Annotated in this window: 22 protein-coding genes and 1 other annotated feature; of the genes, 3 read left to right on the top strand and 19 right to left on the bottom strand. The window is 39.3% G+C overall.

The window, feature by feature from the left end:
* Window positions 1–24: 24 nt before the first annotated feature.
* From pepF to LC040_01410, 7 genes are all read right to left on the bottom strand, one after another.
* On the bottom strand, window positions 25–1,851 hold the full coding sequence (gene pepF / locus LC040_01440; protein WLR53167.1) for an oligoendopeptidase F: 1,827 nt from the start codon (window positions 1,849–1,851) through the stop codon (window positions 25–27).
* 194 nt (window positions 1,852–2,045) lie between these two features.
* Window positions 2,046–3,338, bottom strand: coding sequence for a hydroxylamine reductase (gene hcp, locus LC040_01435; protein ID WLR51595.1), 1,293 nt, complete (start codon window positions 3,336–3,338; stop codon window positions 2,046–2,048).
* An 87-nt stretch (window positions 3,339–3,425) separates the two neighbouring features.
* A complete protein-coding gene (locus LC040_01430; protein WLR51594.1) occupies window positions 3,426–4,613 on the bottom strand; it encodes a competence protein CoiA family protein in 1,188 nt (395 codons plus the stop codon).
* Between the two features lie 92 nt (window positions 4,614–4,705).
* Window positions 4,706–6,217: a cardiolipin synthase gene (gene cls / locus LC040_01425; GenBank protein ID WLR51593.1), complete on the bottom strand. Its 1,512-nt coding sequence runs from the start codon at window positions 6,215–6,217 to the stop codon at window positions 4,706–4,708.
* A 125-nt stretch (window positions 6,218–6,342) separates the two neighbouring features.
* On the bottom strand, window positions 6,343–7,035 hold the full coding sequence (mecA, locus tag LC040_01420; protein ID WLR51592.1) for an adaptor protein MecA: 693 nt from the start codon (window positions 7,033–7,035) through the stop codon (window positions 6,343–6,345).
* A 406-nt stretch (window positions 7,036–7,441) separates the two neighbouring features.
* Entirely contained in the window at window positions 7,442–7,837 is a 396-nt protein-coding gene (spxA, locus tag LC040_01415) for a transcriptional regulator SpxA (protein ID WLR51591.1), read from the bottom strand.
* Window positions 7,838–8,211: 374 nt separating this feature from the next.
* The gene (locus tag LC040_01410; GenBank protein WLR51590.1) at window positions 8,212–8,805 is read right to left on the bottom strand and encodes a GNAT family N-acetyltransferase; all 594 of its coding nucleotides are present in this window, start codon (window positions 8,803–8,805) and stop codon (window positions 8,212–8,214) included.
* A gap of 358 nt (window positions 8,806–9,163) precedes the next feature.
* Here LC040_01410 and LC040_01405 point away from each other — a divergent pair, with 358 nt between their 5' ends.
* Window positions 9,164–9,349 (top strand): hypothetical protein, encoded by a 186-nt coding sequence (locus LC040_01405; GenBank protein WLR51589.1) that lies wholly within the window; start codon window positions 9,164–9,166, stop codon window positions 9,347–9,349.
* Window positions 9,350–9,390: 41 nt separating this feature from the next.
* On the opposite strand, the gene LC040_01400 is transcribed toward LC040_01405, so the two are convergent.
* The 7 genes from LC040_01400 to LC040_01370 all read right to left on the bottom strand — a co-directional run bounded on the left by LC040_01400 (window position 9,391) and on the right by LC040_01370 (window position 17,280).
* Complete coding sequence (locus LC040_01400; GenBank protein WLR51588.1) at window positions 9,391–10,665, bottom strand: putative glycoside hydrolase; 1,275 nt, start codon at window positions 10,663–10,665, stop codon at window positions 9,391–9,393.
* Between the two features lie 368 nt (window positions 10,666–11,033).
* A complete protein-coding gene (locus tag LC040_01395) occupies window positions 11,034–11,978 on the bottom strand; it encodes an ATP-binding cassette domain-containing protein (GenBank protein ID WLR51587.1) in 945 nt (314 codons plus the stop codon).
* Complete coding sequence (locus LC040_01390; GenBank protein WLR51586.1) at window positions 11,978–13,021, bottom strand: ABC transporter ATP-binding protein; 1,044 nt, start codon at window positions 13,019–13,021, stop codon at window positions 11,978–11,980. Before LC040_01390 ends, LC040_01395 begins: the two co-directional genes overlap by 1 nt.
* A 17-nt stretch (window positions 13,022–13,038) precedes the next feature.
* A complete protein-coding gene (locus LC040_01385; GenBank protein WLR51585.1) occupies window positions 13,039–13,956 on the bottom strand; it encodes an ABC transporter permease in 918 nt (305 codons plus the stop codon).
* Window positions 13,957–13,959: 3 nt separating this feature from the next.
* Entirely contained in the window at window positions 13,960–14,892 is a 933-nt protein-coding gene (locus LC040_01380; GenBank protein WLR51584.1) for an ABC transporter permease subunit, read from the bottom strand.
* A 94-nt stretch (window positions 14,893–14,986) separates the two neighbouring features.
* Window positions 14,987–16,636, bottom strand: coding sequence for a peptide ABC transporter substrate-binding protein (locus tag LC040_01375; protein ID WLR51583.1), 1,650 nt, complete (start codon window positions 16,634–16,636; stop codon window positions 14,987–14,989).
* Between the two features lie 176 nt (window positions 16,637–16,812).
* Window positions 16,813–17,280, bottom strand: a complete 468-nt coding sequence (locus tag LC040_01370) for an Lrp/AsnC family transcriptional regulator (GenBank protein ID WLR51582.1) — start codon at window positions 17,278–17,280, stop codon at window positions 16,813–16,815.
* A gap of 313 nt (window positions 17,281–17,593) precedes the next feature.
* Window positions 17,594–17,841, top strand: a binding site (T-box leader).
* A gap of 63 nt (window positions 17,842–17,904) precedes the next feature.
* Here LC040_01370 and trpS point away from each other — a divergent pair.
* Window positions 17,905–18,897 (top strand): tryptophan--tRNA ligase, encoded by a 993-nt coding sequence (gene trpS, locus LC040_01365; protein ID WLR51581.1) that lies wholly within the window; start codon window positions 17,905–17,907, stop codon window positions 18,895–18,897.
* Window positions 18,898–18,967: 70 nt separating this feature from the next.
* Here trpS and LC040_01360 read toward each other — a convergent pair whose 3' ends face one another.
* From LC040_01360 to LC040_01350, 3 genes are all read right to left on the bottom strand, one after another.
* Window positions 18,968–19,714 (bottom strand): YjbA family protein, encoded by a 747-nt coding sequence (locus LC040_01360; protein WLR51580.1) that lies wholly within the window; start codon window positions 19,712–19,714, stop codon window positions 18,968–18,970.
* Window positions 19,715–19,799: 85 nt separating this feature from the next.
* Window positions 19,800–20,009 (bottom strand): hypothetical protein, encoded by a 210-nt coding sequence (locus LC040_01355; GenBank protein ID WLR51579.1) that lies wholly within the window; start codon window positions 20,007–20,009, stop codon window positions 19,800–19,802.
* Between the two features lie 211 nt (window positions 20,010–20,220).
* Entirely contained in the window at window positions 20,221–21,030 is an 810-nt protein-coding gene (locus LC040_01350) for a DUF2268 domain-containing putative Zn-dependent protease (GenBank protein ID WLR51578.1), read from the bottom strand.
* Window positions 21,031–21,179: 149 nt separating this feature from the next.
* Here LC040_01350 and LC040_01345 point away from each other — a divergent pair, with 149 nt between their 5' ends.
* Window positions 21,180–22,211, top strand: coding sequence for an LCP family protein (locus LC040_01345; GenBank protein WLR51577.1), 1,032 nt, complete (start codon window positions 21,180–21,182; stop codon window positions 22,209–22,211).
* Between the two features lie 47 nt (window positions 22,212–22,258).
* On the opposite strand, the gene fabF is transcribed toward LC040_01345, so the two are convergent.
* Both fabF and LC040_01335 read right to left on the bottom strand, forming a co-directional pair.
* The gene (gene fabF / locus LC040_01340; protein WLR51576.1) at window positions 22,259–23,500 is read right to left on the bottom strand and encodes a beta-ketoacyl-ACP synthase II; all 1,242 of its coding nucleotides are present in this window, start codon (window positions 23,498–23,500) and stop codon (window positions 22,259–22,261) included.
* A gap of 61 nt (window positions 23,501–23,561) precedes the next feature.
* Window positions 23,562–24,494: a beta-ketoacyl-ACP synthase III gene (locus LC040_01335; protein WLR51575.1), complete on the bottom strand. Its 933-nt coding sequence runs from the start codon at window positions 24,492–24,494 to the stop codon at window positions 23,562–23,564.
* Window positions 24,495–24,611 lie beyond the last annotated feature (117 nt).

The raw sequence follows: 24,611 nt of genomic DNA, 5'->3' as shown, positions 1-24,611 counted from the left end.
GGCTGTTTCATTTTGTTCAGACTATTAAATTTCGTCTAGCAGGCTTTCCATTTCAGTTAGCTTTGCTTCGAATACTTGTAACGCTTGTTCAATTGGCTCTTTTGTTGTCATATCAACGCCTGCACCTTTTAACACTTCAATTGGATAGTCAGAGCTTCCTGCTTTCAAGAAATCGATATAGCGCTTAACAGCCGGCTCTCCCTCATCAAGAATTTGCTGGGACAGAGCTGCCGCAGCACTAAAGCCTGTAGCATATTGATACACATAATAATTGTAGTAGAAGTGTGGAATACGCGCCCACTCCAAGCCAATCTCTTCATCAATAACGATGTCGTCCCCGAAATATTTTTTATTTAACTCATAATACATCTCAGTTAATGAATCTGCAGTCAGTGCCTGTCCACTTTGCACGACCTGATGAATTTGATGTTCGAATTCTGCAAACATCGTCTGACGGAAAACCGTTCCTCGGAAAGCTTCTAAGTAATGATTCAAGAGATAAAGCTTTTCCTTCTTATCTTCTGTCTTCTTCAACATATAATCATTTAATAGTGCCTCATTACATGTCGACGCAACTTCTGCAACGAAAATTGAATAATTTGCATACGGGTATGGCTGTGTTTTTCGTGTATAGTAGCTATGCAAAGAATGACCCAGCTCATGCGCTAACGTAAATAATGAGTTCACATTATCCTGCCAGTTCATCAAAATATACGGGTTCGTGCCATACGTACCTGATGAATAAGCTCCGCTCCGCTTCCCTTTTGTTTCATAAACATCAATCCAGCGGTTCGTAAATCCTTCTTTTAAAATGCTTGTATATTCTTCCCCTAATGGCGCTAAGCCTTTAAGGAGATATTCTTCTGCCTCATCATAGTTAATTTCCATTTTAATGTCCTGCATTAATGGTGTATACAAGTCATACATATGTAGTTCGTCGATTTCAAGCACTTTCTTGCGTAGTTTGACGTAACGCTGTAACAAATCAAGATTATCATTCACGGCTTCCACTAAATTATCATAGACCGTTTCTGGAATATTGTTTGAACTTAAGGCAGCCTGTCTTGCTGAGTCATAATGACGAATCCGTGCATAGAAGTTATCTTTCTTTACAGCACCGCTTAACGTTGAAGAAAATGTATTTTTATATTTTCCATATGTCTCATACACAGCCTTGAACGCGTTCTTCCGTACGTCACGGTCTGTACTTTCTAGGAAACGAAGATAACGGCCATGTGTAATTTCAATATCATCACCATTTTCATCTTTAATTTCCGGGAAAGTTAAATCCGCGTTGTTCAGCATACCGAACGTATTACTTGAATTCCCCATTACTTCGCCAGCTTCAGCTAATAATGCTTCTTCCTTTGCCGATAACACATGCGGACGTTCACGATTAATTTCATCTAATAAATGTTCATATAGCTTTAAACCTTCATGTTCCTGAAGATATTTTTGAATCATTTCTTCAGGGATTGAAAGAATTTCAGGAACAACAAATGATAGAGCACTGCCTACCTGTGTCGCAAGGTTCATGGCACGGTCATTTAACCCTTGGTAATGAGAATTTGCCGTATCCTCATCATATCGCATATGTGCATATGTATATAATCTGCCAATACGTTTAGAAATTTCATTTTGATACTCAAGCGCTTCATAAAGCGTTTCTGATGATTGGCCAAGCTTACCTTGAAAATCAACTGCTTTTGGAAGCATTTCCTTTATCTCTTGAAATAACTGCTCCCATTCCTCATCATTTACAAAGATATCTTCAAGGCGCCATTTATATTGCTCATCAATTTCAGAACGCTTCGGTAGTGATTGCTTCTTTACTTCTGCCATATCGATCATCCCTCCATTCGGATTTGTACACACTGTTTTCATTTCGCTTTGAATACTGCTAATTCCTGTCTTTTAGTGTATTCTTTACCTCTAAAATTATCCTACAAATCACCCTCTGTTGCAAAGAATACACCAACAAAAAAATCCCGCTCAAACGAGTGAGCGGGCAAGAATGGGATTGAGGGTAAAATATGAGACAAGAATTATGAAAGTGCAAGCATTGCTTCCATATCTTCTTGAGCATCACCAATAAGTTGTAAATTAAATGTTTCCTGTAACACATTCAGCACACCTTCATTAATAAACTCAGGTGCTTTCGGTCCGATACGGATATCTTTGATACCTAAGCTGAACAGTCCAAGCAGAATCGCAACTGCTTTTTGTTCAAACCAAGAAAGAACAATTGAAACTGGCAGTTCGTTAATTTCACATTCAAATGCGTCAGCAAGTGCTTTCGCAATCTTGACAGTCGAGCCGGAGTTGTTACATTGGCCAAGGTCAATGTAACGAGGGATGTCTGTTCCTGGAACCGTACCGTAATCAACATCATTAAAACGAAACTTCCCGCAAGATGTTGTTAAGATAACCGTTTCTGGTGGAAGTGATGTTGCTAACTCACGATAGTACTCCCCACCTTTTCCTGGTGCATCACAACCAGCGATAACGAAGAACCGTTTGATTTTTCCATCTTTTACAGCTTGAATGACTTCTGGTGCAAGACCAATCACTGTTTCATGATGGAAGCCTGTAACCAATGTTTCATCTGACTCCATATCGGCATCTGGAAGCTCTAACGCACGCTTAATTAATGGTGAGAAATCATCGTTAACAATTTTTTGCACGCCTTCAAGTCCTGCTACTTCATAAGAAAACATACGGTCAGCATACGTTCCCTTAATCGGCATAACACAGTTCGTTGTTGCTAGAACGGCACCTTTGAACTTTTCAAATAAACGGCGTTGATCGTACCAAGCTTTACCGATGTTTCCTTTAAGGTGCGAATACTTTTTCAACTGTGGGTAACCGTGAGCTGGCAACATTTCAGAGTGTGTATAAATGTTAATGCCTTTACCTTCTGTTTGCTTTAACAGTTCTTCTAAAGCGAATAAGTTGTGCCCTGAAACTAGAATAGCTTTTCCTTCAACCTTGTTTTGGGAAACTTTTACTGGCTGTGGAATACCTAAACGAGTTGTATGAGCTTCATCAAGCACTTCCATCATACGTACAGCCGCTTGCCCAACTTGCATCGCCATATCAATATGCTCCTGCACATTGAAGTTCGAATTTGTTAACGTCATATATAATGCTTCATGTGTCGTTTGATCAACGAATGGATCTGTATATCCAAGTTGTCTTGCATGAACACGATAAGCAGCGATACCTTTCAAACCAAAAACAAGTGTATCTTGTAAGCTTGCAATTGTTTCGTCCTTCCCACATACACCGATTACCTTACAACCGCCTGTTGGCGTTTGTTCACATTGATGACAGAACATTGTTCCATCCCCCTCCAAAAGATTCTGTTTTAAAGATATAGCATTTTTGGAAAAGGGGTAGTGATGTAGATCACATCTGGATGCATTTCAAAATGTTGTCACATTTTCCTTTGCTGATAATAATGCAAGCACTTCTTTATCTTGAAAAAAAGCTTCATCTAAAGTTTGAAGCTGTTCAAGCTCTTTCACTTTTTGAAATGACTTTTTCCCAGTTCGACGTAAAACACCAAGCTGACTCAGCGCTTGTAAATACTCCATTAATGCAAAAGAATAATGAGATGCCTGCATCATCGGCAGCTTTCGCACTCTAAATAAACCGTTCTTAAGCCCATTTTTGAATTGCTGATGAACATAATCAAAGTGCAAAACATCCCCAATCGAAACCGGCTTAAGACAAACAAGCCATAACCATGCCTGCCACATAACAGCTGGTGTTTCAATCCAATACAGGGAAGATAGCGGAATACCGATTTCTGCAGGTACGTAACATAGATACACTCCATGTTCATAGAGCAATGAAGCTAGTTGATGTTTAAGAGGAGATACGAACATCCCCGCATGCATGCGCCATTTTTGTTTTTGTTTAAGCCAATTTTTTTGGATAGGAGTGATTTGTTGATGAGAGACAGGCGGTTTGTTTGTGGTTAAGGATTTTATGGAGAAATGAGCGATCGTTGTTTGTGTAGAAAAAGGCATAATATGAGAAAGAGTAAGCAAATGATGTGAGTGAGGACAGTAGTAGAGAAGTGTAGGCTGATGGTGTTGAGGTGTAAGAAAGGTCCAGTCAAAAGCGGAAATTCGAAACAATGAGGTTGTTAAACGTTTAAGCCTGTTAGCACCTAGTATCCATAAGGGACGGATTTGTTCATTTTGAAAGCTTTGTGTACGTTCTATCACCAGTTGTCGCGAAACCGTTGAGCATTGAAATTCAATTGCCATACGTCCTTTTTTCTCAAGTAAAATGTCCGGGCGTTGGTTAATTTCATGTAAGTAGGGCTCTAAGAGGGCTGTATACCCACGCTGCTGAAAATAATGATACAATTGCTGCTTCCCTTGAAGGTGATAATCTGACTCTCCTTCTGAATGAGCGTTACACGCTTCTTGTTGAGCATGTGCAAAATGCCAAATGCGCTTCGTGCCAAGCTTAAGAACAAGCCTGCCACCACATGCAGGACAATAATATGTGAGTTGCTTTGCTGACTTAGCTGCTTGTCTACGAAACATTTCATCAAGCAATGAAACCTCTGTTCCTTCTTTCGTAACCGCTGTAAGCAAAATTCAATTCCCCCTTTCTACTTATACACCATTCGACACCTGCCTTACCATTCCTCTTCCAAAAAGAAAAAGCACCGCCAAAGCGGTACTTTTCATAAAAGTGGTGAAAGAAGACGGGAAGTAGATTCGAATAAACGCAAAAAGAAAGAACGCTTCTTAAACGTGTCATAATCAAGCTCAGATGAGTTTTCCAAGTCATCAAGAAAATCTTGTACTAATTTTTGTGTACTTTTCGTTTTATACAAGAAAGCATTTACTTCAAAATTCAAATGAAAACTGCGCATATCCATATTTGATGTTCCAATTGAAGCAAGCTCTTTATCAACGATTACAATCTTACTGTGCAGAAACCCACGCTCATATTCATAAATTCTTGCCCCAGCTTCAAGTAATTCAGGAAAGTAGGAGCGGGAAGCATGAAAGACAATTCGCTTGTCAGGACGACTCGGCATTAGAATACGAACGTCCACACCGCTTAAGGCTGCAATCCTTAAAGCTGATAAAATATCTTCATCAGGAATGAAATACGGTGTTGCAATCCAGATCGACTCTTTTGCTGAAATAATCATCGAAAAATAAACGTTTTTTATAACATCAAAATCATTGTCCGGCCCACCTGCAAGCATTTGGACGCCGCCAAGGTTTTCTTCATGCACCAAATCAGGTGATAAATAATTAGGTGTCAGCAATGGCTTTCCAGTCATATAATACCAATCTTGTAGAAAAATAAGCTGTAAGCTCCGAACACCCTCGCCTTTTACAAAGAGATGTGTATCACGCCAATGCCCGAAATATTCATCTCTTCCTAAATATTCGTCCCCAACATTAATTCCTCCGACAAAGCCTACATTCCCATCAATGACAACAATTTTGCGATGATTTCTGAAATTGATACGACTATTAAGAAGCGGAATCTTAACAGGTGAAAACGGAACAACCTCAACTCCATTTTCTCTCAGTTCGTGAATATAACTTCTTGATAACTGCCATGAACCAACCGCATCATAGAGAAAGCGAACTTCAACACCTTTTTGAGCACGCTCAATTAGAATATCTTTTAATTCTTTACCAATATCATCGTTACGAACAATATAATATTCCAAGTGAATATGATGTCTTGCTCGCTTTAACCACTTTTTCAACTCTTCGAACTTCTCTTCTCCATCTGTAAGAACCTTCGTCTCACTTGCAAAAGAAATTGGACTCTTTCCAAGCCGATGAGCGAGTTTGAAGAGCAACTTTTGGTGCCCGCCCATTTGTTCAATATCACGTTCATTTATTTGCCTGTTTCCTTCAATTTTTGCGAAAGCCTGCTCATCAAGCCAAGCTTTCCGCTGATAAGTTCGTTTCTTTCGGTAACTTTGTCCAAAAATTAAATAGAAGAAGAAACCAAGCACCGGGAATACCGCGAGTACAACCAGCCATGTTAACGTCTTTGTTGGATGGCGGTTTTCAAGGAATATAATAGCTCCAATAAAAACCGCTGATAAGGAAGCGAGAAGACTTAACCAACCAAGAAGCTGGTTTCCCCAATAATCATTTGTAAAGTACATGATAACGGCTATGCCGACGATAAACACCAGCACTTGTAATCCCTTTTTCATTTGAAAGCTCCTTACACTCTGCATAAATTCTAGAATGATTACTAGTTCATCAAAATTAAATGTCCTCTTCTATTCATACCCGCTTATACGTAAAAATAAGCCGATTTCAACAAAGTGAAACCGGCTTATACATGAAGTGGAAAATGCTTGCGAATTTGTTCTAAAGCTTCATCCACCATAATTTCTTTGCCGTATTCTTGAATTCGATGGATGGTAATTCGTGCTTCATATCCGTATTCAAGGACTTGGCTAAGCAAATTATCTTGCTGTTCTTCACTATAACGCTCATCTGTGAATCCTATATATAAATAGTAACGATTTTCAAAATAGTACAGCTGTTGGAACATACCTTCTACTTTAAAATTGTGAGCAAGCGAAATGATGTCTTCGAAGTCTCTAAACCCAATTACAAATCGTAATTGCTCTTCTTCTAGTTCTTCCACTTCATCCTCTTCAGAATCCTCGTTATTACCTGAACGGAATTGCTGGTCAAGCATCGATTCAATTTGCTCATCTACAGGCAGTTCATTTTGCTTTTCTTCAGAGATTGGTAGTTCTAATTTCTGACCGTCTTTTGAAAGCTGCGCTCTTGTGACAATCACTTCAAGACCTTTTTCCAGTGCTTGTACTTGAATCCAAAGGGGGCCTTCCACTGGAAACTCTTCTTTATGATGCACTTCATCCATCATATCCCAAAATAATTCCTCACTGCGTTCACGATTATACCAGATCTCTTCTCGATCAAATCCGCGGTCTTCTATATCGCCATATGTGACATAAAATTTCACGGTGTTTTCATTTATTCGTTCGATTTCCATCGAATACACTCTCCCTTCTAATATTGTATTGTTGAAGGGACAAACTCCTTACCCCCTGAGCATAATGCTCATCAGTCCCTAAGAGGAACCTTGTACTTATATTTTATGATAAAAAGCAACAGAATGGAAATGAAAAGCGCCCATAATTACTAAAATGGTCATTTATCATACATTTGACAAAGGCTAAAAGCATTTACTATATTGAAGATTATGTGAATCTGCAAGCAGTATGCATGTTTTTTTCATGTTATACAACTTTCTTGCGCATCGTCAAGGAATATTTCGAACTTTCTATAAAAGTTCCATCAATCAAGCAAGCACAAAAAAGTGTAAAAAAACTTCTACACCCTGTGTAGAAGTTTTTTCTTTTTCGGCCGAAAGCTGTTGCCTGTTCATGTTGTTATTATTAATTAACTAACTTCTGTGCTTCTCTTAATTGGAATGTACGTACTCTACGAGGCAAGAAACGGCGGATTTCATCTTCATTGTAACCGACCTGAAGACGCTTCTCATCAAGTAAGATTGGGCGACGTAACAAACCTGGATTCTCACTAATCAGCTCAAATAAATCTTGAAGCGGCATGTTTTCCAGATTCACATCCAACTGTTGAAAAATCTTTGAGCGTGTAGAAATAATCTCGTCTGTCCCATTCTCTGTCATACGCAAAATTTCTTTTGCTTCATCGATTGTAAGCGGCTCTGAAAAAATATTTCTTTCTGCAAACGGAATCTCATGCTCTTCAAGCCATGCCCTCGCTTTACGGCAAGATGTGCAGCTTGGTGATGAATACAACGTAACCATCACACATTCACTCCTTCCAAAAATCGATATATATGTTGAATGACTTATTACTTTAAAATTATTTTTAATTAATAAGAGGTATTCAACAATGATTATACAATAAAACCACTAAGAATGATATACATTTTCAAAATTTACATAAGCACTACAATACTTCGACATTGTTCGTTGTATTTCCTTTTCCCTCAATATCCCTCACATTAAACCTTTTTTAGCTTTTTTCCTAAAAAACTTTTCATTAGTATATACGTATATAACTGAGAAAAAGTTTCGCAAATTGAGAAAAAATTTTATTATTTTTTGAAATTGTGTGATTACATGCATGTTTTGAACTTTAAAAGCCCCCTTCTTTTAGCGAAGGAGGCTTTTCTCATTTAAATATTTGCTAAAATATTTTCGGTCTCATCATTTTCATTTCGGTCATAGGTAAGAACTTCATCTACAGTTTGATAGGATCTGCCGTAGAATTCTTCATCCTTGTACGTGTGAATTAATTCATATGTCCGTTTCATGCCTTCGTAAATGCGTTTTTCGATCACTTCTTCTGGTTCATCTCCTGGCGACCAGTACAAAATCTCCAATTGATTTACTTCATTCGTTGCAAGTGAACGACGTCGATAACCAATCGATCTTGCATGTCTGAAGCCTTCCCGCTTATAAAAGCGCAAACGCTTACCAGAATCACTGTCTTCATAGTCAATCGGTTCAACCTCTAGAATAATTGGCTTTCCTTTTGCTTTTAGCTTTTGGATAAGCTTATGTCCTAGTCCTTCTCCTCGTGCATTCTTGGATACGAAAACGTAATCCACGAATAAGAAGTCATCTGTTTCTACGTACATCATTACGTGTTTCGGTCCTTCATCCTTATAGTAGATGTCACCTTTGTCCTTTAGCAGAGCTTCCATGTGTTCGCGGGATTTCATTTCCTCTACAGGGAAATATTGATTTAACTTTTCGTACCAGTTCATTGATCTACTCCTTGTTAATTATTGTCTGTGAAAATTATATCACAGTGAGTCATTACCAATAAAACGGCGTTAAGATGCTTTAACCAGTATTGTAAATACCCTCAACCGCTTGACCCCAAACAGCCCATTAACTCATCTAAATGCGTCGATTTCCTTTAATATTGTCGGAATTATTCGTAATTTCCTACCCCTGCAAAGCATTACTTAGATAAAGCTCCTGCCAATGAGCGGAGATGATAATAAATAGCTTAACCCTCTTTTCTTTCTGCTAATCATGGCATACAATGAAGAGAGAAGTAACGTTTTTTGGAATCTCATTTGTGTTTTCGAAAGCGATTTCATTATAAGGGGGATACATATGGGCAGTATGTTATTTGACTTTACATTACTAGCATTATTAATTGTTGGTATTACAGCCACAGTTGGTGTCATTTCGAGCACGATTGGCCTTAAAATTTTTGGGCGTGGTAAGCAAAATGAAAATGTCGACCAATCTGATAAAACACAAACAGGCTGGAACGCTGTTGGCGGAAGCCAAAAATAAATGAAAAGAGCCCTCTCGAATCGGCGAGAGGGCTCTTTCTGTTATTGTGGTGTATAATCCACATTTTCTGTATAGTTGTTCGCTGCATTCCATAGTAAATATTCTTTTATCCCTTGCTCATTTAAGGCACGGATCTGGGCTTCTACTTCTGCTTTACCATATACTCGATAGTTGCCAGAACCTAGATAAGAAGCTGTGAAGTCTTGAATCCACGGTCTTGATGTAGGCGGATTTTCTAATTCAGCAAGCTTTTTGTTTTCAACCTTCGCATACTCTGACACAAGTCGATACGGCTCAAGATCAGGCTTTGCGATATTAAAGTATGATGTCCAGTGACTTGGATAAATCATTGAAGAAATGACATCAACATGCTGTGAAATCTTCGTGAAATTTTGGCCAATCCCTGGAGCCTCTGGCAATGTTGCTGTATAGCCAAAGATATCAACTGATACATCAACATCGTATTGGTCGAGCTCTTTTTCAGCAAATGCAACAAAATCTGTTACCGCTTTTACACGCTTTTGTACATTATTCATGTCCACTTCTTTGTATTCTCCCATTGAATACTCTAGTGTATCATCGCGTTTTTCAAAGCCTTCTGGGAAGCGAACATAATCAAACTGAATCTCTTTAAATCCGAGCTTTGCTGCTTCTTTTGCTACTTGAACATTGTGCTCCCAAACTTCTGCTAAGAATGGGTTTACAAATGATTCTCCACGGCCGTTTGTCCACACTTGACCATTCTTACGGAAAGAAAGGTCTGGGCGCTCTTTCGGCCACACAGAATCCTTAAAAACAACGATACGCGCAATTGGATAAATCTTTTTCTTCTCAAGATACTCAAGCATCTTACGCGGCTCATTAATATAAGGCTTTCCGTACTTATGAAGTGGTGAATCCTTTGGCGGAACATATGTAATGTTCCCCCAGTCATCTTTAATATCGATGACAACTGCATTCAAATCCGTTTTCTCAGTTTTCTCGACAATATGTCCAAACTTTCTTCCTGGTGTTGTTAACGTCTCACGTTCGCCATTCTTATAATCCATGTACGTCTTGTATCCACCTGCAGTGTGTCCTGTTAAATAAGCGCCACGAACAGCATCTGGATACTCAAAACTAAGCCCAGAATCGTATTTAAAGCGTTTCATTGATTCTGGAACATCACGCACTGTAATTTTGGATTGCTTCTTACTGTGCACTGCAGCAGGCATCCCTTTATCATCTGCAGCATTAACCGAGGGTACGCCAGCGATTAAAAGTGCAATGAAGGCAGAGAAGATGAACATGATGTAAGTAGTACGATGTTTCCCCATTTCGCCTGTCTCCCATCTTTTTTAGTTTCTCTTCTCATTATAAGACATTTTTCGACCAAAAAAAGCAAAAATTCATATTTGCTCCATTGATAACAACTTTTGTTATATATTTATGAGCACTTTAGTCTAGTTATCCGTACTTTATAGCTGAAAAAATTTTCTTTTCACCTTATATTGGATTATATTGGACGTTCAGAATTTAGTGTGCATTTCCACATTCACTGGATACTAACACACAAATTTTCCTCCTTAAAAAGAAGGAATTTTCTAAATTGTGTAGAAAGTGCAATGAATGAAGGTAATATAAGATTCTCTTCATTTTTAAAAAAGCAAAAAAGCCCATCTACTTAACAGATGAGCTTTTTAAATTATTGCTTTAATTCTCTTTTGTAGCTCTCGAATTCTGATTCTGTGCATGATACCCAATGCCCTGGGCTCACTTCTCGGAATTCAGCTTCTTCACCATTCATTTCTTTGCGATGCTTCTCAACATCATATGTGACACGCTTACGGTTTCGCTCGTAATCCGGGTCAGGAAGCGGGATAGCTGACAACAGTGACTTTGTATATGGATGGAATGGGTTCTTATACAAGTCCTCACTGTTTGCAAGCTCGACTAATTTCCCGAAGTACATTACACCAATACGGTCACTAATATATTTTACCATTGATAAGTCATGCGCAATAAACAAATAAGTTAGGTTCTTTTCTTGCTGCAATTTTTTCATCAGATTAACAACTTGCGCTTGAATCGATACATCAAGTGCTGAGATCGGTTCATCAGCAATAATAAATTCTGGTTCAACTGCAAGAGCACGTGCAATCCCGATACGCTGACGCTGACCACCTGAGAATTCATGTGGATAGCGGTTCGCGTGCTCTCTGTTCAATCCAACTGTTTCAAGCAATTCATAGACCTTTTCCATACGGTCTTTTTTACCTTTTGCAAGACCGTGAATATCAATTCCTTCGGCAATAATGTCGGCGACTGTCATACGAGGATTCAAAGATGCATACGGATCCTGAAAAATCATTTGCATCTTACGGTTGAATTTCTTCAACTCTTGCTTCGATTTTTTACCGTGCACATTTTCACCATTGAAAAAAACTTCACCGCCTGTGGCGTCATATAAGCGAATAATCGTACGACCTGTTGTAGATTTACCACAACCAGATTCGCCTACTAGACCTAATGTTTCGCCACGAAAGATGTTAAACGTCAGACCATCTACAGCTTTAACGACTTGATCACCTTTGCCGAAGTACTGCTTCAATTCTTTAATTTCCAGTAGTACGTCTTGGTTCTGGGCCATTATCGCTCACCAGCCTTTTCCTTGAAATGCTCCATACGCTTCTTCACAATCTCTGGAGGCTCTACCTTTGGTGCATTCTCATGTAAAAGCCATGTAGCCGCATAATGAGTTTCACTCACTTTAAACATAGGTGGCTCCATTTCAAAGTCGATCTTCATGGCGTACGGATTACGCGCTGCAAATGCATCACCTTTTGGAGGATTTGTTAAATCAGGCGGAGAGCCAGGAATAGCCTGAAGCTTTCCATCATCTGTATCCAAGCTCGGCATTGAAGCAAGAAGTCCCCACGTATAAGGATGTTTAGGATTGTAGAACACTTCATCTACTGTTCCTGTTTCAACAATCTTCCCACCATACATAACAGCAACACGATCTGCTACATTTGCTACGACGCCAAGGTCATGGGTAATGAAGATAATGGACGTATTCGTTTTCTTCTGAATATCCTTCAATAACTCTAAAATTTGCGCTTGAATTGTTACATCAAGTGCCGTTGTCGGTTCATCGGCAATCAATAGCTTAGGATCAGAGGATAATGCTACCGCAATCATTGCACGCTGTCTCATACCACCAGAAAATTCATGTGGATATTGATCGACACGTTTTTCAGGATAAGGGATACCAACAAGGTTCAACAGCTCAATTGCACGTTTCTTCGCTTCTGACTGAGAAACTTTGCGGTGCTTCATCATCCCTTCCATGATTTGTCTTCCGACTTTCATTGTTGGATTCAATGCAGTCATTGGATCCTGGAAGATAACCGCGATATCTTTACCGCGCACCTTTTCCATTTGGGCATTTGTCTTCTTTACAAGGTCATCACCTTGGAATAAGATTTCGCCGTCTTTAATTTCACCTGGGGGCATTGGAATTAAGCGCATAATTGATTGAGTGGTTACACTCTTACCTGAACCCGATTCCCCAACAATTGCTAATGTTTCCCCTTCATTTACGTGAAAGTTCACACCACGAACCGCTTGCACTTCACCTGCAAACGTATGGAATGAGATTTTCAGGTCCTTTACTTCTAAAACTTTTTCCATTTGTCTTTACACTCCTTCTACTTACGAAGTCGCGGATCCAGCGCGTCACGCAGACCGTCACCGATTACGTTAAATGCGAAGATGGTTAAACAGATAAATGTTGCCGGGAAGAATAAGCGCCAAGGATAGTATTGTAATGCGGGCACACCTTCACTCGCCATCGTTCCCCAACTCGCTAGCGGCGCTGGTACACCAAGACCTAAGTAGCTTAAGAACGCCTCTGTAAAGATTGCATTTGGAACCGTCAGTGTCATCGTAATTAAGATTGGTCCCATTGTGTTCGGGATTAAATGCTTTGCCATAATACGTTTTGTACTTGCACCTAATGTCTGAGCAGCCATTACATATTCTTGGTTTTTCAATTGAAGAACTTGTCCACGAACAATCCGGGCCATGTTAATCCAACCGGTAATGGTCATTGCAGCAATCATTGTGCCCAAACCTGGTTCAAATACAACCATTAATAGAATAACTAATAGTAAGTATGGTACTGCCCAAAGAATATCAGCAAAACGCATCATATACTCATCTGTACGGCCGCCTAAGTAACCACTCAGTCCACCCCAGATAACGCCAATAAACAAATCAATTGTAGCAGCAGCTAGTCCAATAAATAGTGAGATTCGTGCTCCGATCCACACACGCGTAAACACGTCACGACCAAGGTCATCTGTGCCAAACCAATGGTCTCCAGATGGTGGTTGATTCGAGTTAATCAAATCATTTGTTGCATAATCATAAGGCGTCATATATGGTCCAAAAATCGCCATAAATGCTAATAGTGCAGTTAAGATAATCCCTGACATTGCTAATTTATTTTGTTTAAATCGCATCCAAACGTCTTTCCAGAAGGAAATACTTGGACGAGATATCTTTTCGGAATCAGATGTATTTGTACCGACTTGTTCGAACAGCTCTTTAGGTAATTGTTGCATCGTTTACTCTCCCTTCTTATCCGCTAACTTGATACGCGGATCAATCAAGCTGTATGCAATATCGACAAGAAGGATGGATACTAGTAAAAGTACACTAAAGAATACCGTTACTCCCATGATGACGGAGTAGTCACGGTTTGTAATACTTGTTACAAAGTGCATCCCAAGTCCTGGAATACCAAAGATCTTTTCAATAACGAAACTACCTGTTAGGATTGCGGAAATTAATGGTCCCATATATGAGACAACAGGCATCATTGCGTTACGAATTGTATGTCGTATTGTTATTTCGGAAGAATTCAAACCTTTTGCTTTTGCAGTCTTAATGTAATCATTGCTTAAAACTTCAAGCATACTTGAACGAGTTAAACGTGCGATAAATGCCATCGGTGTTGAGGCAAGTGCAAGTGCGGGTAGAACCGTATGCATAAATGTCCCCCACCGTGCAACAGGAAAAATATCCATTTTAATTGCTAAGAAATACTGTAATGCCGAGGCCATAATAAAGCTTGGTACCGAGATGCCAAGTACAGCGATTATCATCGCGGAATAATCTTGCCATTTATTATGACGTAGTGCTGCAATAACACCTAGTAATACACCTAGCGCTAATGCTAGTAGGATAGATTCCATACCTAGAATGAATGAAACTGGGAAACCATCACTAATTAAATCATTAACTGATTGTCCTTTATACTTAAATGATGGACCGAAATCCCATTGTGCAACAGAAACAAGATAATCTACATATTGCATATACCAAGGCTTATCTAAGCCATAGTAAGCTTCTAAATTAGCTTGAATTGCTGGCGGCAACTCTTTTTCCCCTGTAAATGGTGTGCCGGGCGCTGCGCGCATTAAGAAAAAGGTAACAGAAACGATTAACCAAAGCGTCAGCAGCATATATAACAGCCGCTTGCCGATATACTTTAACACGTTGGATACACCTCCAATTTATAACAAACTGCTTTTATGCAGAATATAAGGTATATGAGGAGACTCCCCATATACCTTACAGGTGGTCATCGACTTATTCGAAATAAGCCCACTTAAGCTGAATATCACCAAGACCTGAAATTACTACACCTTTAAGGTTTTCATCTTGTACCCAAGGGTTAGTATAGAAATAGATAGGCGCAACTGGCATTGCTTCCATAAAAATTTCTTCAGCTTGCTTTAACATTTCTTTACGTTTTTCAGCATCTGTTTCTGTTTGAGATTGCTCTAGTAAAGAAGCAAACTTTTCATCGTGCCAGCGTGTATCGTTGTTTCCACCTTTTTCTTTAAACAATTCAAGGAAGTTCATAGGATCGTTAAAGTCACCTAACCAACCCATACGACCAATTTGATAATCTCCTTGGTGAAGCTTCTCAATGTAAACAGCCCACTCAGCGTTGTCAAGTGTAACTTCTACACCAAGATTTTTCTTCCACATATCTTGGATTGCTTGTGCAATCTTTGCATGTGCTTCGTTTGTGTTATATGAAAGACTAATTTCTGGGAAATCTTCTACGCTGTTATAGCCAAGCTCTTCCATACCTTTTTCTAGTAACTTTTTAGCTTCTTCAAAATTCGCATCTTCGAAGTAACCTTTTTCATTTTCAGGGAACATTGTTGGTGGCACTGCTGCCATCGCTGGAATTTGACCAGCTTTTGTAATGTTCTCTACGATTGCATTACGGTCAATTGCATAAGCAAATGCTTTACGGATATTCACATTGTTAAATGGCTCTTTCTCAGTGTGGAACTTGTACCAGTAAGTACCTGCAATAGGTTCAACATTTAATTTGTCTTCTTGCTTTAATTGTGGAATTGCTTCAACTGGAATTTCACCTAATGGTTGTCCAGCCCAGTTAAGCTCACCGTTTTGGAACATATTAAGCTCAGTATTAAAGTCGTTAATCATCGCCAATTCGATACGCTCTAACTTAACAGCATCTTTATCCCAATAGTTTTCATTTGGTTCTAGAGTGATTTTATTGTTATGCTCCCACTCAACCATTTTGAAAGGACCGTTAGAAGTGTAAAGCTCACCAGCATCTGTGTACCATTTGTCATTTTCTTGAGCAATTTTGCTGTTAACTGGGAAATAAGTATAGAAAGCAGTTAGTTCAAGGAAATAAGGAGTTGGGTTATTCAACTCAACTTTTAATGTCTTTTCATCAACTGCAGTTACACCAACTTCATCAGTAGAAACTTCACCTTTGTTTGCTGCTTCAGCATTTGTAAGGTAGTAAAGTTGGTATGCATATTGTGCATCATTTGCTGGGTCTAGAGCCCATTTCCAAGCAAATTCGAAATCTTGTGCAGTAACAGGGTCACCGTTAGACCATTTTGCATCTTCACGAATTGTGAAAGTGTAAGTTTTTAAGTCATCTGACTTTTGAATTTCAGAAGCCATTGCATTTTCAGGTTCACCCTCATTATTAATGCGTGTTAAGCCCTCAAATGTTTGTAATAATACAGAGCCTGAAGTTGAGTCATTTGCCAAGCTCGGATTTAGTGAGAACGGCTCAGTAACAATGTTAGCTTTGAAAACTTGCTCAGGTGCTTCACCGCCACCTTCACCAGCGTTTCCTTCATCTCCACCGCCTTCATTACCGCCACCGCCAGAACATGCGGAAAGCACTAATGAAAAGACAAGCAATAGGCTAAACAAAAATGATAATCTTTTCTTCATGCACCTTTTCCCCCTTTGATAAATTTATTAATCGTTCATAAAAGCTAAGTATTGCGTTGTTCCTGCTGCTACCGGCCTATCACCTCCTTAAAGGTTGTCCAACTTGTGACCGTTTTTCTTCAATGCACAATCGAATGACAAGCATTAAGATTCTGACATTTTGAATTATAAAAAAATTATTGCTGCTCACTTGCCAAGTCAATGTATGAGAATGAATCTTTGTAATCTTTTAACTCTAAGAAAACATCTGATTTTTCAATTCCCTCTACCTTTGACAAGTATAAGTCTGTAAATTCAACGAGTTTTTCATTGCTTGTAAAATATGCTTGAATCATAATGTCATACTTTCCTGCGAATGCGCCCACAAATCGAACTTCCTTAAACTTAGCCAAATCCATAGCTACTTTGTCACGAAATCCGATTTTCGTAACAATTCCGATGATTGCTTGAACATGTAGACCAATTTTGTTTGGATTTGTGTGAATTACAAATTCAAACACACCGTTTTCAATCATACGGTTAATCCGAAAGCGAACCTTCCCTTCGCTTATCCCATATTGCTTAGCAATATCTGTATATGGTCTACGTCCATCCGCTTGCAACGATTGCAAAATTCGTAAATCTGTTTGGTCTAATTTAAGCAATCCGATCATTCCCCTGCGATTAACGTAAAAAGTTAATGATTTGTTAACGAATCTTTAACAAAATTAACTGATTTCATTATACACACATAATTCCGTTATTTTCAACAAAAAATTTCAAGATGTTAGTCTTTCTCACGCAAAATAAAACGCTTACATGTAATGATATTATAAAATATAGTATTCCGAAATTCGAAATTAAGTATGCGAATTCAGCAATATTAGTTTTCAAACTTAAACCCTCAATCAAGTTCTGTAACAATTTGAACATCTTACTTGTTTTCGCTATAATATAGAGGTCAAAATATGATTCGAACAATATGCGATGAGAAAGAGTAGTAAATTTCGTCTCACTTATAGAGAGCTTGTGGTTGGTGAAAACAAGCAGTCGAACGAAATTGAATGGACTTTCGAGCATCCAAACTGAACGTGACTATTCATTAGTAGGCTTTGGCGTGACAGCCCGCGCGATATCCTGGGCACAGTATAATTTTGTACTGGGTAAGTGATCCTTGAGTCATTCAAGGATAATTAGGGTGGCACCACGGTCCATTCGTCCCTATTTTTTATGGGGATGAATGGGCCTTTTTATATGCAAAAAACTATTTAAATGGAGTGTGACAAGAAATGAAAAGGATTTTTTCCGGTATCCAGCCAAGTGGAACACTAACGCTTGGGAACTACCTTGGGGCAATGAAAAACTTTGTTCATATGCAGGAAGGAAATGAATGCTACTTCTGTATTGTTGACCAACATGCGATTACCGTTCCACAAGACCGTTTAAAGCTTCGTCAAAACATCCGATCTCTTGCTGCATTATATTTAGCGTCAGGTATTGATCCAGAAAAGTCGACGCTTTTCATCCAATCGGAAGTGCCGGCACATGCACAACTCGGATGGATCTTACAATGCACAAGCTATATTGGCGAATTAGAAAGAATGACACAATTTAAAGATAAATCTCAAAAACAAGAAGCAGGCGTTTCAGCTGGTTTGTTAACGTATCCACCACTAATGGCAGCTGATATCCTTCTATATAATACCGATGTCGTACCTGTCGGAGATGACCAAAAACAGCACCTTGAGTTAACGCGTAACTTAGCAGAACGCTTTAATAACCGTAACCTTGAAGTATTTACAATCCCAGAAGTCGAAATTCCAAAAGTTGGCGCACGCATTATGTCTCTTACAGACCCAACGAGAAAAATGAGTAAGTCAGATGATAACCAAAAATCATTTATCTCTATGCTTGATGATGAGAAAAAAATCGAAAAGAAAATTAAAAGCGCAGTTACAGACTCAGATGGAATTGTCCGTTTTGACAAAGAAAATAAACCGGGAATTTCAAACTTGCTTACCATTTATTCAATTTGCGCCAACCGTTCAATTGAAGAGCTTGAAGAAGCTTACGCGAACAAGGGATACGGGGATTTCAAAGCAGATACAGCACAGGCTGTTATCAATGTCTTAAAACCAATCCAAGAAAAGTACTACAACTTAATGGAATCAGATAAGCTCGATGAAATCTTAGACCATGGTGCGGAGAAAGCGAACCGTACAGCCTCACGCACACTGCGTAAAGCAATGAACGCTGTAGGTCTAGGGAGAAAAAGACGATAAAAGCGACAAGCTCGGTTGAACCACACTCTCCACAACAAAAAAAGGCAGCCATAACGGTTGCCTTTTTGTATTAATTCACTGTTTGACCTTGTTCAATTTCCCATAGCTTTTCAAAGAATGGCTGCCCTTTTATTAACCCCTCACAAATTAATTCGTGGCGGTCTGTCCAGCCTTTTTTCATTTCTTGATACATGCGCACCCAAATATCATGGAAGCTCAATGCTTGAATTTCATCGTATTTCTCTGGATTCCATTCTGTGTACCAGTAGCGAATTTGTGCTGGGTTTTGAGTTGTTTTCAATTGATCAAGCGCCATAAATAGCAGTTGCTTCAACTGTCTTTCTTTACGAGTAAGTCCTTTCATAAGAACGGGCTCTGGTGAAAGAATGTGATATTCCTTCATAAACTCATCTTCTGTAAACGAATACTCCACATACTCTTCATTTTCAATCATTTCGTATACAACCTGCTCTTGTCGTGGGATTAGGCGGCTTTTTCGAATAGGCAGTGTGTAACCAATTGTATCGACTGCAAGAATACCTGTACCATCTGTGATTACAAAGCAATATTCAAGCTGTACACGTTCATGATTTCTTCTCGCAAAACTCTTTTGATAGATGTCCTCAAGCAGCTTCTTTGGTAATTCTGATAAATCGTTTTCGATATAATGATATAATGGTGTATGTACTTTTAGAAGAGGTACTCGATCAAGAAGTTCGACGGAATCGGTTTTACGCCATTCGTGGAACGGACAGACGTTATAGCCGTTCTCTTCGCCTTCAAACCAGTTGACCCATACGTCATGTAGATATAACATGCTCATTCCCCTCACTTCATCAGTATGTATCCTTAAGTATGTCCGCTTTAACACAATTTATTCCACTTAAAGAAATGTTTTGAATTTACTTTTCCTTTAATGGCCAATAGATACTTAACCAAATACAAATAAGGCCGATCGGGAGTAAATAACATTCAAATTTCCTAGTAAGAAAGAGCAAATATTCCGTAAAGTCGTGGCCGATTGTCAACAGGTTTAGATAGGCGATGATGCTTATCCCGCCTGTTACTGCTAATCCAAAACCAATACTATAAAGAAACAACCGAAATATCATTGGCTATTCACAACAAGCATGTCTACTACTTCCATATTTTTGGTAAGCATTTTCTTCCCCTGCCTGTCCACTTTTTATTCATTCTATGAAGCAGAAGAAACAGTATGCGTTTTGGATAATGAATAGTAGTGAAAAACAAGCAGCGGCAAGATTTACAGGCTTACCGCTATGCCTTAAGTTTGCAGCCGAACAATTCAATTTATTACGTTCTTTATACCCATTCTTTGTTTTGTAAAAACCGTTCAGCTGGAATTTCAATCAATTTATCGGCACTCATTTTCTTATTTGATACATAGCTTGAAACAAGATGATAACCTACAAAATACCCAGCCCAACGCGGCACACCTTCTCCTCCATACAGGAGCTTTCTAAAGGATGGATGGTCTGGGGCTAGCTCTTGAAATTTCTCTAAATACTGCTTCCATATGCGCTGTGCATCTTCCTTCTTATAAAGTGAAGTCCACGGTGCTAAATAATCTTCTCCGTGTCGTTCTCGTACTGCATATTCAGCCATTCCTTCCATTAGGATCACATCGCGCAATGTTAGTTCATGCCCTTTTTTATTCATATAGTAAACATGATGATACTCATGTGTCAGCAAGGCACGCCATTCAGCTTCACTATTTGTCGGAGAGACAAACAGGAACAAACCATCAGGATATGCCAACCCGCTTTTACCCTTAAAAAATTTACGAAGAAGGCGAACATTTTGAGCAGATGGATAAATGTAAATTTGCACATCTGGACCATTCCATTTGGTTTGAAGCTGGTAGTATTCATCCTGGATTATTCTCCAGCATTTTTTTTCGATTAATTTTTGTAGATTTTTGTCGATATTCTCTGCGGGGGAAAACATTCCATGCTGAATAAGATGGTTCTGAATTTCTTCTGGATGTGCATCATGAAAGCAACAAGTAATTCGTTCACAGAGAAACTTACGGTGGAGATCGTACAGATTCCTACGACGTGATTTTTGCTTCACATATTCCGTCAACCAGCGGTCTGTTTGTTGGACAGACATTGTATCACACCCCTTCTCCATCTATAATGTATGTTATGAATGTAAAGAGGTGTCGAGCAAAAATTTAATAGATTTTTAGAATTTACTTTACGAAATAAAAAAATAACGGTAAATTAGTTTTGGGACGTTAGAGAGGGTGAACAAACACTATGTCATCATCGAGAATTGTGCGTCGTAAAGTACGCAAGAAGAAAAAGAAGTCAAAAGTCCTCTTCTTTTTTCTCCTGTTATTTGCAGTAGTACTTGGTTACGGCGTTTATGAATTCCAAGCAGGGCAGAACCTTGCTGCAGAAAATGGCAGTCTGTTGCCGGGGGGCACAGATAAAGAAGATCTTGAAGAATTTAACGGGGCAGTTAATAACATGGGTAAAGTGAACATTCTTTTACTTGGCGCAGACGGTAAAGGAGATGCCAAAGGACGAACAGACACAATCATGATTGCCCAATACGATCCAAAAACAAACAAAGCGAAGATTGCTTCAATCATGCGCGATAGCTATGTTTCAATTCCAGGACATGGCCAAAATAAAATCAATGCAGCCTTACCAATGGGCGGACCTGAGCTTGTTCGCCAAACGATAAAAGAAAACTTCGGAATCGACACTGAATATTATGCGATGGTTAATTTCGATGGTTTTACAGAAATCGTAGATGAAGTCGCTCCTAAAGGGGTTAAAATTGACGTCGAGAAAGATATGCAATATACAGACCGTGCTGGCGGCTTGTTCATTGACCTTAAAGAAGGTGAACAAAAGCTAGACGGCGAACAACTCCTTCACTATGCTCGCTTCCGTCATGATGCAGAAAGTGACTTCGGTCGCGTTCGACGTCAACAGCAAGTCATTCAAGCTGTAAAAGATGAGATTGTTAGTGTAAAAGGAGCATTGAAGTTACCAAGAATGCTCGGAATGATTGACCCATACATTGAAACAAACATCTCTAAGACTGCAATGCTAGGTCTTGGAAAAGACTTTTTCTTAAATACACCAGAAAACATTGACACAATGCGTGTCCCAGTGGATGGCTCATTCGGGGATTCATACGTAGGACATGCAGGTTCAGTGCTTACACTAGATAAAGAACAAAACGCAGAAGCACTTCAAGAGTTCTTCAATGACGATAAAACAGATGAAAAAACAGCTGCCAAAAAAGATGACGAAGACAGCGAATCAAATAGCTAAATATGCAAAAAACCGCTTCCTAAATATGGAGAAGCGGTTTTTTTAATTTAGTCCATAAACTTCTTAAAGACAAGTGTAGCGTTGTGGCCACCGAAGCCAAGGGAGTTACTAAGAACAGCATTTACTTCTTTCTGACGCGCTTCATTTGGCACGTAATCAAGATCGCAATCAGGATCTGGTGTTTCGTAGTTAATTGTTGGCGGAAGAATTGAATCTGTAATAGCTTTTACAGAGAAAATCGCCTCAATACCGCCTGCAGCACCAAGTAAGTGGCCTGTCATTGATTTTGTTGAGCTAATCGCAAGTTTTTCTGCATATGAACCAAACACTTCTTTAACAGCCATTGTTTCATATTTATCGTTATATTCCGTACTTGTACCGTGAGCATTCATATAATCAATGTTTTCAGGAGAAAGGCCTGCATCTTCAATCGCTTGCTTCATCGCACGAACGCCGCCTTCACCACCTGGAGCTGGTGCTGTAATATGATAAGCATCACCTGTAGCCCCGTATCCAACAATTTCAGCATAAATTTTCGCACCGCGTTTTTGTGCGTGTTCTAATGATTCAAGAACAATGATTCCTGCGCCTTCACCCATTACAAATCCGTCACGGTTTTTATCAAATGGACGGCTTGCTTTTGCTGGATCATCATTAAAAGTCAAAGCACGCGCTGTACTAAAGCCTGCCACTGCCATAGACGTGATCGGCGCTTCTGTACCGCCTGTAATCATCACATCAGCATCCCCGCGCTGGATAACCTTAAAGGCATCACCAATTGAGTTCGCTCCAGATGCACAAGCCGTAACCGTACAAGAGTTAATTCCTTTTGCACCTAATGCGATGGAAACTTGTCCTGCGGCCATATCTGGAATCATCATTGGTACGAAGAAAGGACTTACTCGACGATAGCCTTTTTCTTGGAAAATTTTAAATTGCTGTTCATGTGTTTCCATTCCGCCAATTCCTGAACCAATCCATACACCTGTACGTGGTGCAATCTCATCATTAATATCAAGGTTTGCATCTTTAACAGCTTCAAAAGATGCTGCCATTGCAAATTGCGTAAAGCGGTCTATTTTACGAGCTTCTTTGCGGTCCATGTATGCTGTCGGGTCAAAATCTGTAACCTCTGCTGCTACGTTTGCAGGGAAATCTTCAGCTTTTACTCTCGTTAGCATTCCGATGCCTGACTCCCCATTAATAATGCGCTTCCAAGTTGTTTCAACATCAAGCCCAAGTGATGTCACTGCCCCTAAACCAGTTACAACTACACGTTTCTTTTCCATAATCTGTACGCTCCTTTGTTATCTATTCTTTAATGTATTTACTTCAAGGTGTTTTACGAAATTACCTGCCCCATCTTAATACAATCGCACCCCATGTTAAGCCGCCACCAAATCCGACCATTACAAGTACATCGTCATCCTTTATCTTACCATTCTCAAGTTCTTCTACAAGTCCAATCGGAATGGAGGAAGATGAGGTATTTCCATACTTTGTTACGGTTTTAGCCATCTTTTCTTCTGGTAGTTCTAATCGTTGTCTCGCAGCTTCCATAATCCGAATGTTTGCCTGATGTGGAATTAAGAAATTAACATCTTCTTTTGTTAGGCCAGCTTTTTCGATAACACTTATTGCAGACTCTCCCATTTGCCGAACAGCAAACTTAAATACTTCTCTGCCTTTCATCATCACATGCTCATCTTGATACAAGAAATCTGCGCCTCTTCCATCTGCACCTAGCTCAAAGGAAAGGATACCTCTTCCGTGTGAAACAGGTCCAACTACAGCAGCCCCTGCTCCATCTCCAAATAAAACAGCTGTGTTTCGATCTTTCCAATCCACAATATTTGAAAGCTTCTCAGAGCCGATTACAAGCACGTTTTTGTATGTACCAGTGTCAATAAATTGCTTTGCAGTAACAATACCATACATAAAGCCAGCACATGCTGCACTTAAATCCATTGCTGCTGCTTGATATGCACCTAATCGTTCTTGGACATAGCAAGCGGCTGCAGGAAAGGGATTATCAGGCGTTACGGTTGCAACTAAAATCATATCGATTTCTTCAGCTTTGATATTAGCATTTTTCAAGGCTTCTTCTGCCGCGTAGAAAGCCATATCTGCTGTACCAATATCATCTGAAGCGATGCGTCTTTCCGCGATCCCTGTTCGAGTTCGAATCCATTCATCACTTGTTTCCATCATTTGCTCAAGCTCTTCATTTTTCACTACACGTTCAGGTAAATAACGCCCCATCCCGAGAATACCTGCATTCATGTCAGCAACTCCTTTTTATAATTATGATCAATTATTATGACTTGGTGCTAATTTTATATGAAAAATCACTCTGAATCAAGCGACTGATGCATCACCTACTATCCTTTTTCCCCTATA

The sequence above is a fragment of the Bacillus tianshenii genome, from assembly GCA_020524525.2.
In the GTDB taxonomy this organism is placed as follows: Bacteria; Bacillota; Bacilli; order Bacillales; family Bacillaceae_N; genus Bacillus_AV.
This window is presented reverse-complemented; position numbering and strand designations above follow the sequence as displayed.

Excerpts from the sequence above, each read along its gene's own strand:
- pepF (WLR53167.1), bottom strand. The coding sequence starts at position 1,851 with ATGATCGATATGGCAGAAGTAAAGAAGCAATCACTACCGAAGCGTTCT.
- hcp (WLR51595.1), bottom strand. The coding sequence starts at position 3,338 with ATGTTCTGTCATCAATGTGAACAAACGCCAACAGGCGGTTGTAAGGTA.
- cls (WLR51593.1), bottom strand. The coding sequence starts at position 6,217 with ATGAAAAAGGGATTACAAGTGCTGGTGTTTATCGTCGGCATAGCCGTT.
- mecA (WLR51592.1), bottom strand. The coding sequence starts at position 7,035 with ATGGAAATCGAACGAATAAATGAAAACACCGTGAAATTTTATGTCACA.
- spxA (WLR51591.1), bottom strand. The coding sequence starts at position 7,837 with ATGGTTACGTTGTATTCATCACCAAGCTGCACATCTTGCCGTAAAGCG.
- LC040_01410 (WLR51590.1), bottom strand. The coding sequence starts at position 8,805 with ATGAACTGGTACGAAAAGTTAAATCAATATTTCCCTGTAGAGGAAATG.
- LC040_01405 (WLR51589.1), top strand. The coding sequence starts at position 9,164 with ATGGGCAGTATGTTATTTGACTTTACATTACTAGCATTATTAATTGTT.
- LC040_01400 (WLR51588.1), bottom strand. The coding sequence starts at position 10,665 with ATGGGGAAACATCGTACTACTTACATCATGTTCATCTTCTCTGCCTTC.
- LC040_01395 (WLR51587.1), bottom strand. The coding sequence starts at position 11,978 with ATGGCCCAGAACCAAGACGTACTACTGGAAATTAAAGAATTGAAGCAG.
- LC040_01390 (WLR51586.1), bottom strand. The coding sequence starts at position 13,021 with ATGGAAAAAGTTTTAGAAGTAAAGGACCTGAAAATCTCATTCCATACG.
- LC040_01385 (WLR51585.1), bottom strand. The coding sequence starts at position 13,956 with ATGCAACAATTACCTAAAGAGCTGTTCGAACAAGTCGGTACAAATACA.
- LC040_01375 (WLR51583.1), bottom strand. The coding sequence starts at position 16,636 with ATGAAGAAAAGATTATCATTTTTGTTTAGCCTATTGCTTGTCTTTTCA.
- trpS (WLR51581.1), top strand. The coding sequence starts at position 17,905 with ATGAAAAGGATTTTTTCCGGTATCCAGCCAAGTGGAACACTAACGCTT.
- LC040_01360 (WLR51580.1), bottom strand. The coding sequence starts at position 19,714 with ATGTTATATCTACATGACGTATGGGTCAACTGGTTTGAAGGCGAAGAG.
- LC040_01355 (WLR51579.1), bottom strand. The coding sequence starts at position 20,009 with ATGATATTTCGGTTGTTTCTTTATAGTATTGGTTTTGGATTAGCAGTA.
- LC040_01350 (WLR51578.1), bottom strand. The coding sequence starts at position 21,030 with ATGTCTGTCCAACAAACAGACCGCTGGTTGACGGAATATGTGAAGCAA.
- LC040_01345 (WLR51577.1), top strand. The coding sequence starts at position 21,180 with ATGTCATCATCGAGAATTGTGCGTCGTAAAGTACGCAAGAAGAAAAAG.
- fabF (WLR51576.1), bottom strand. The coding sequence starts at position 23,500 with ATGGAAAAGAAACGTGTAGTTGTAACTGGTTTAGGGGCAGTGACATCA.
- LC040_01335 (WLR51575.1), bottom strand. The coding sequence starts at position 24,494 with ATGAATGCAGGTATTCTCGGGATGGGGCGTTATTTACCTGAACGTGTA.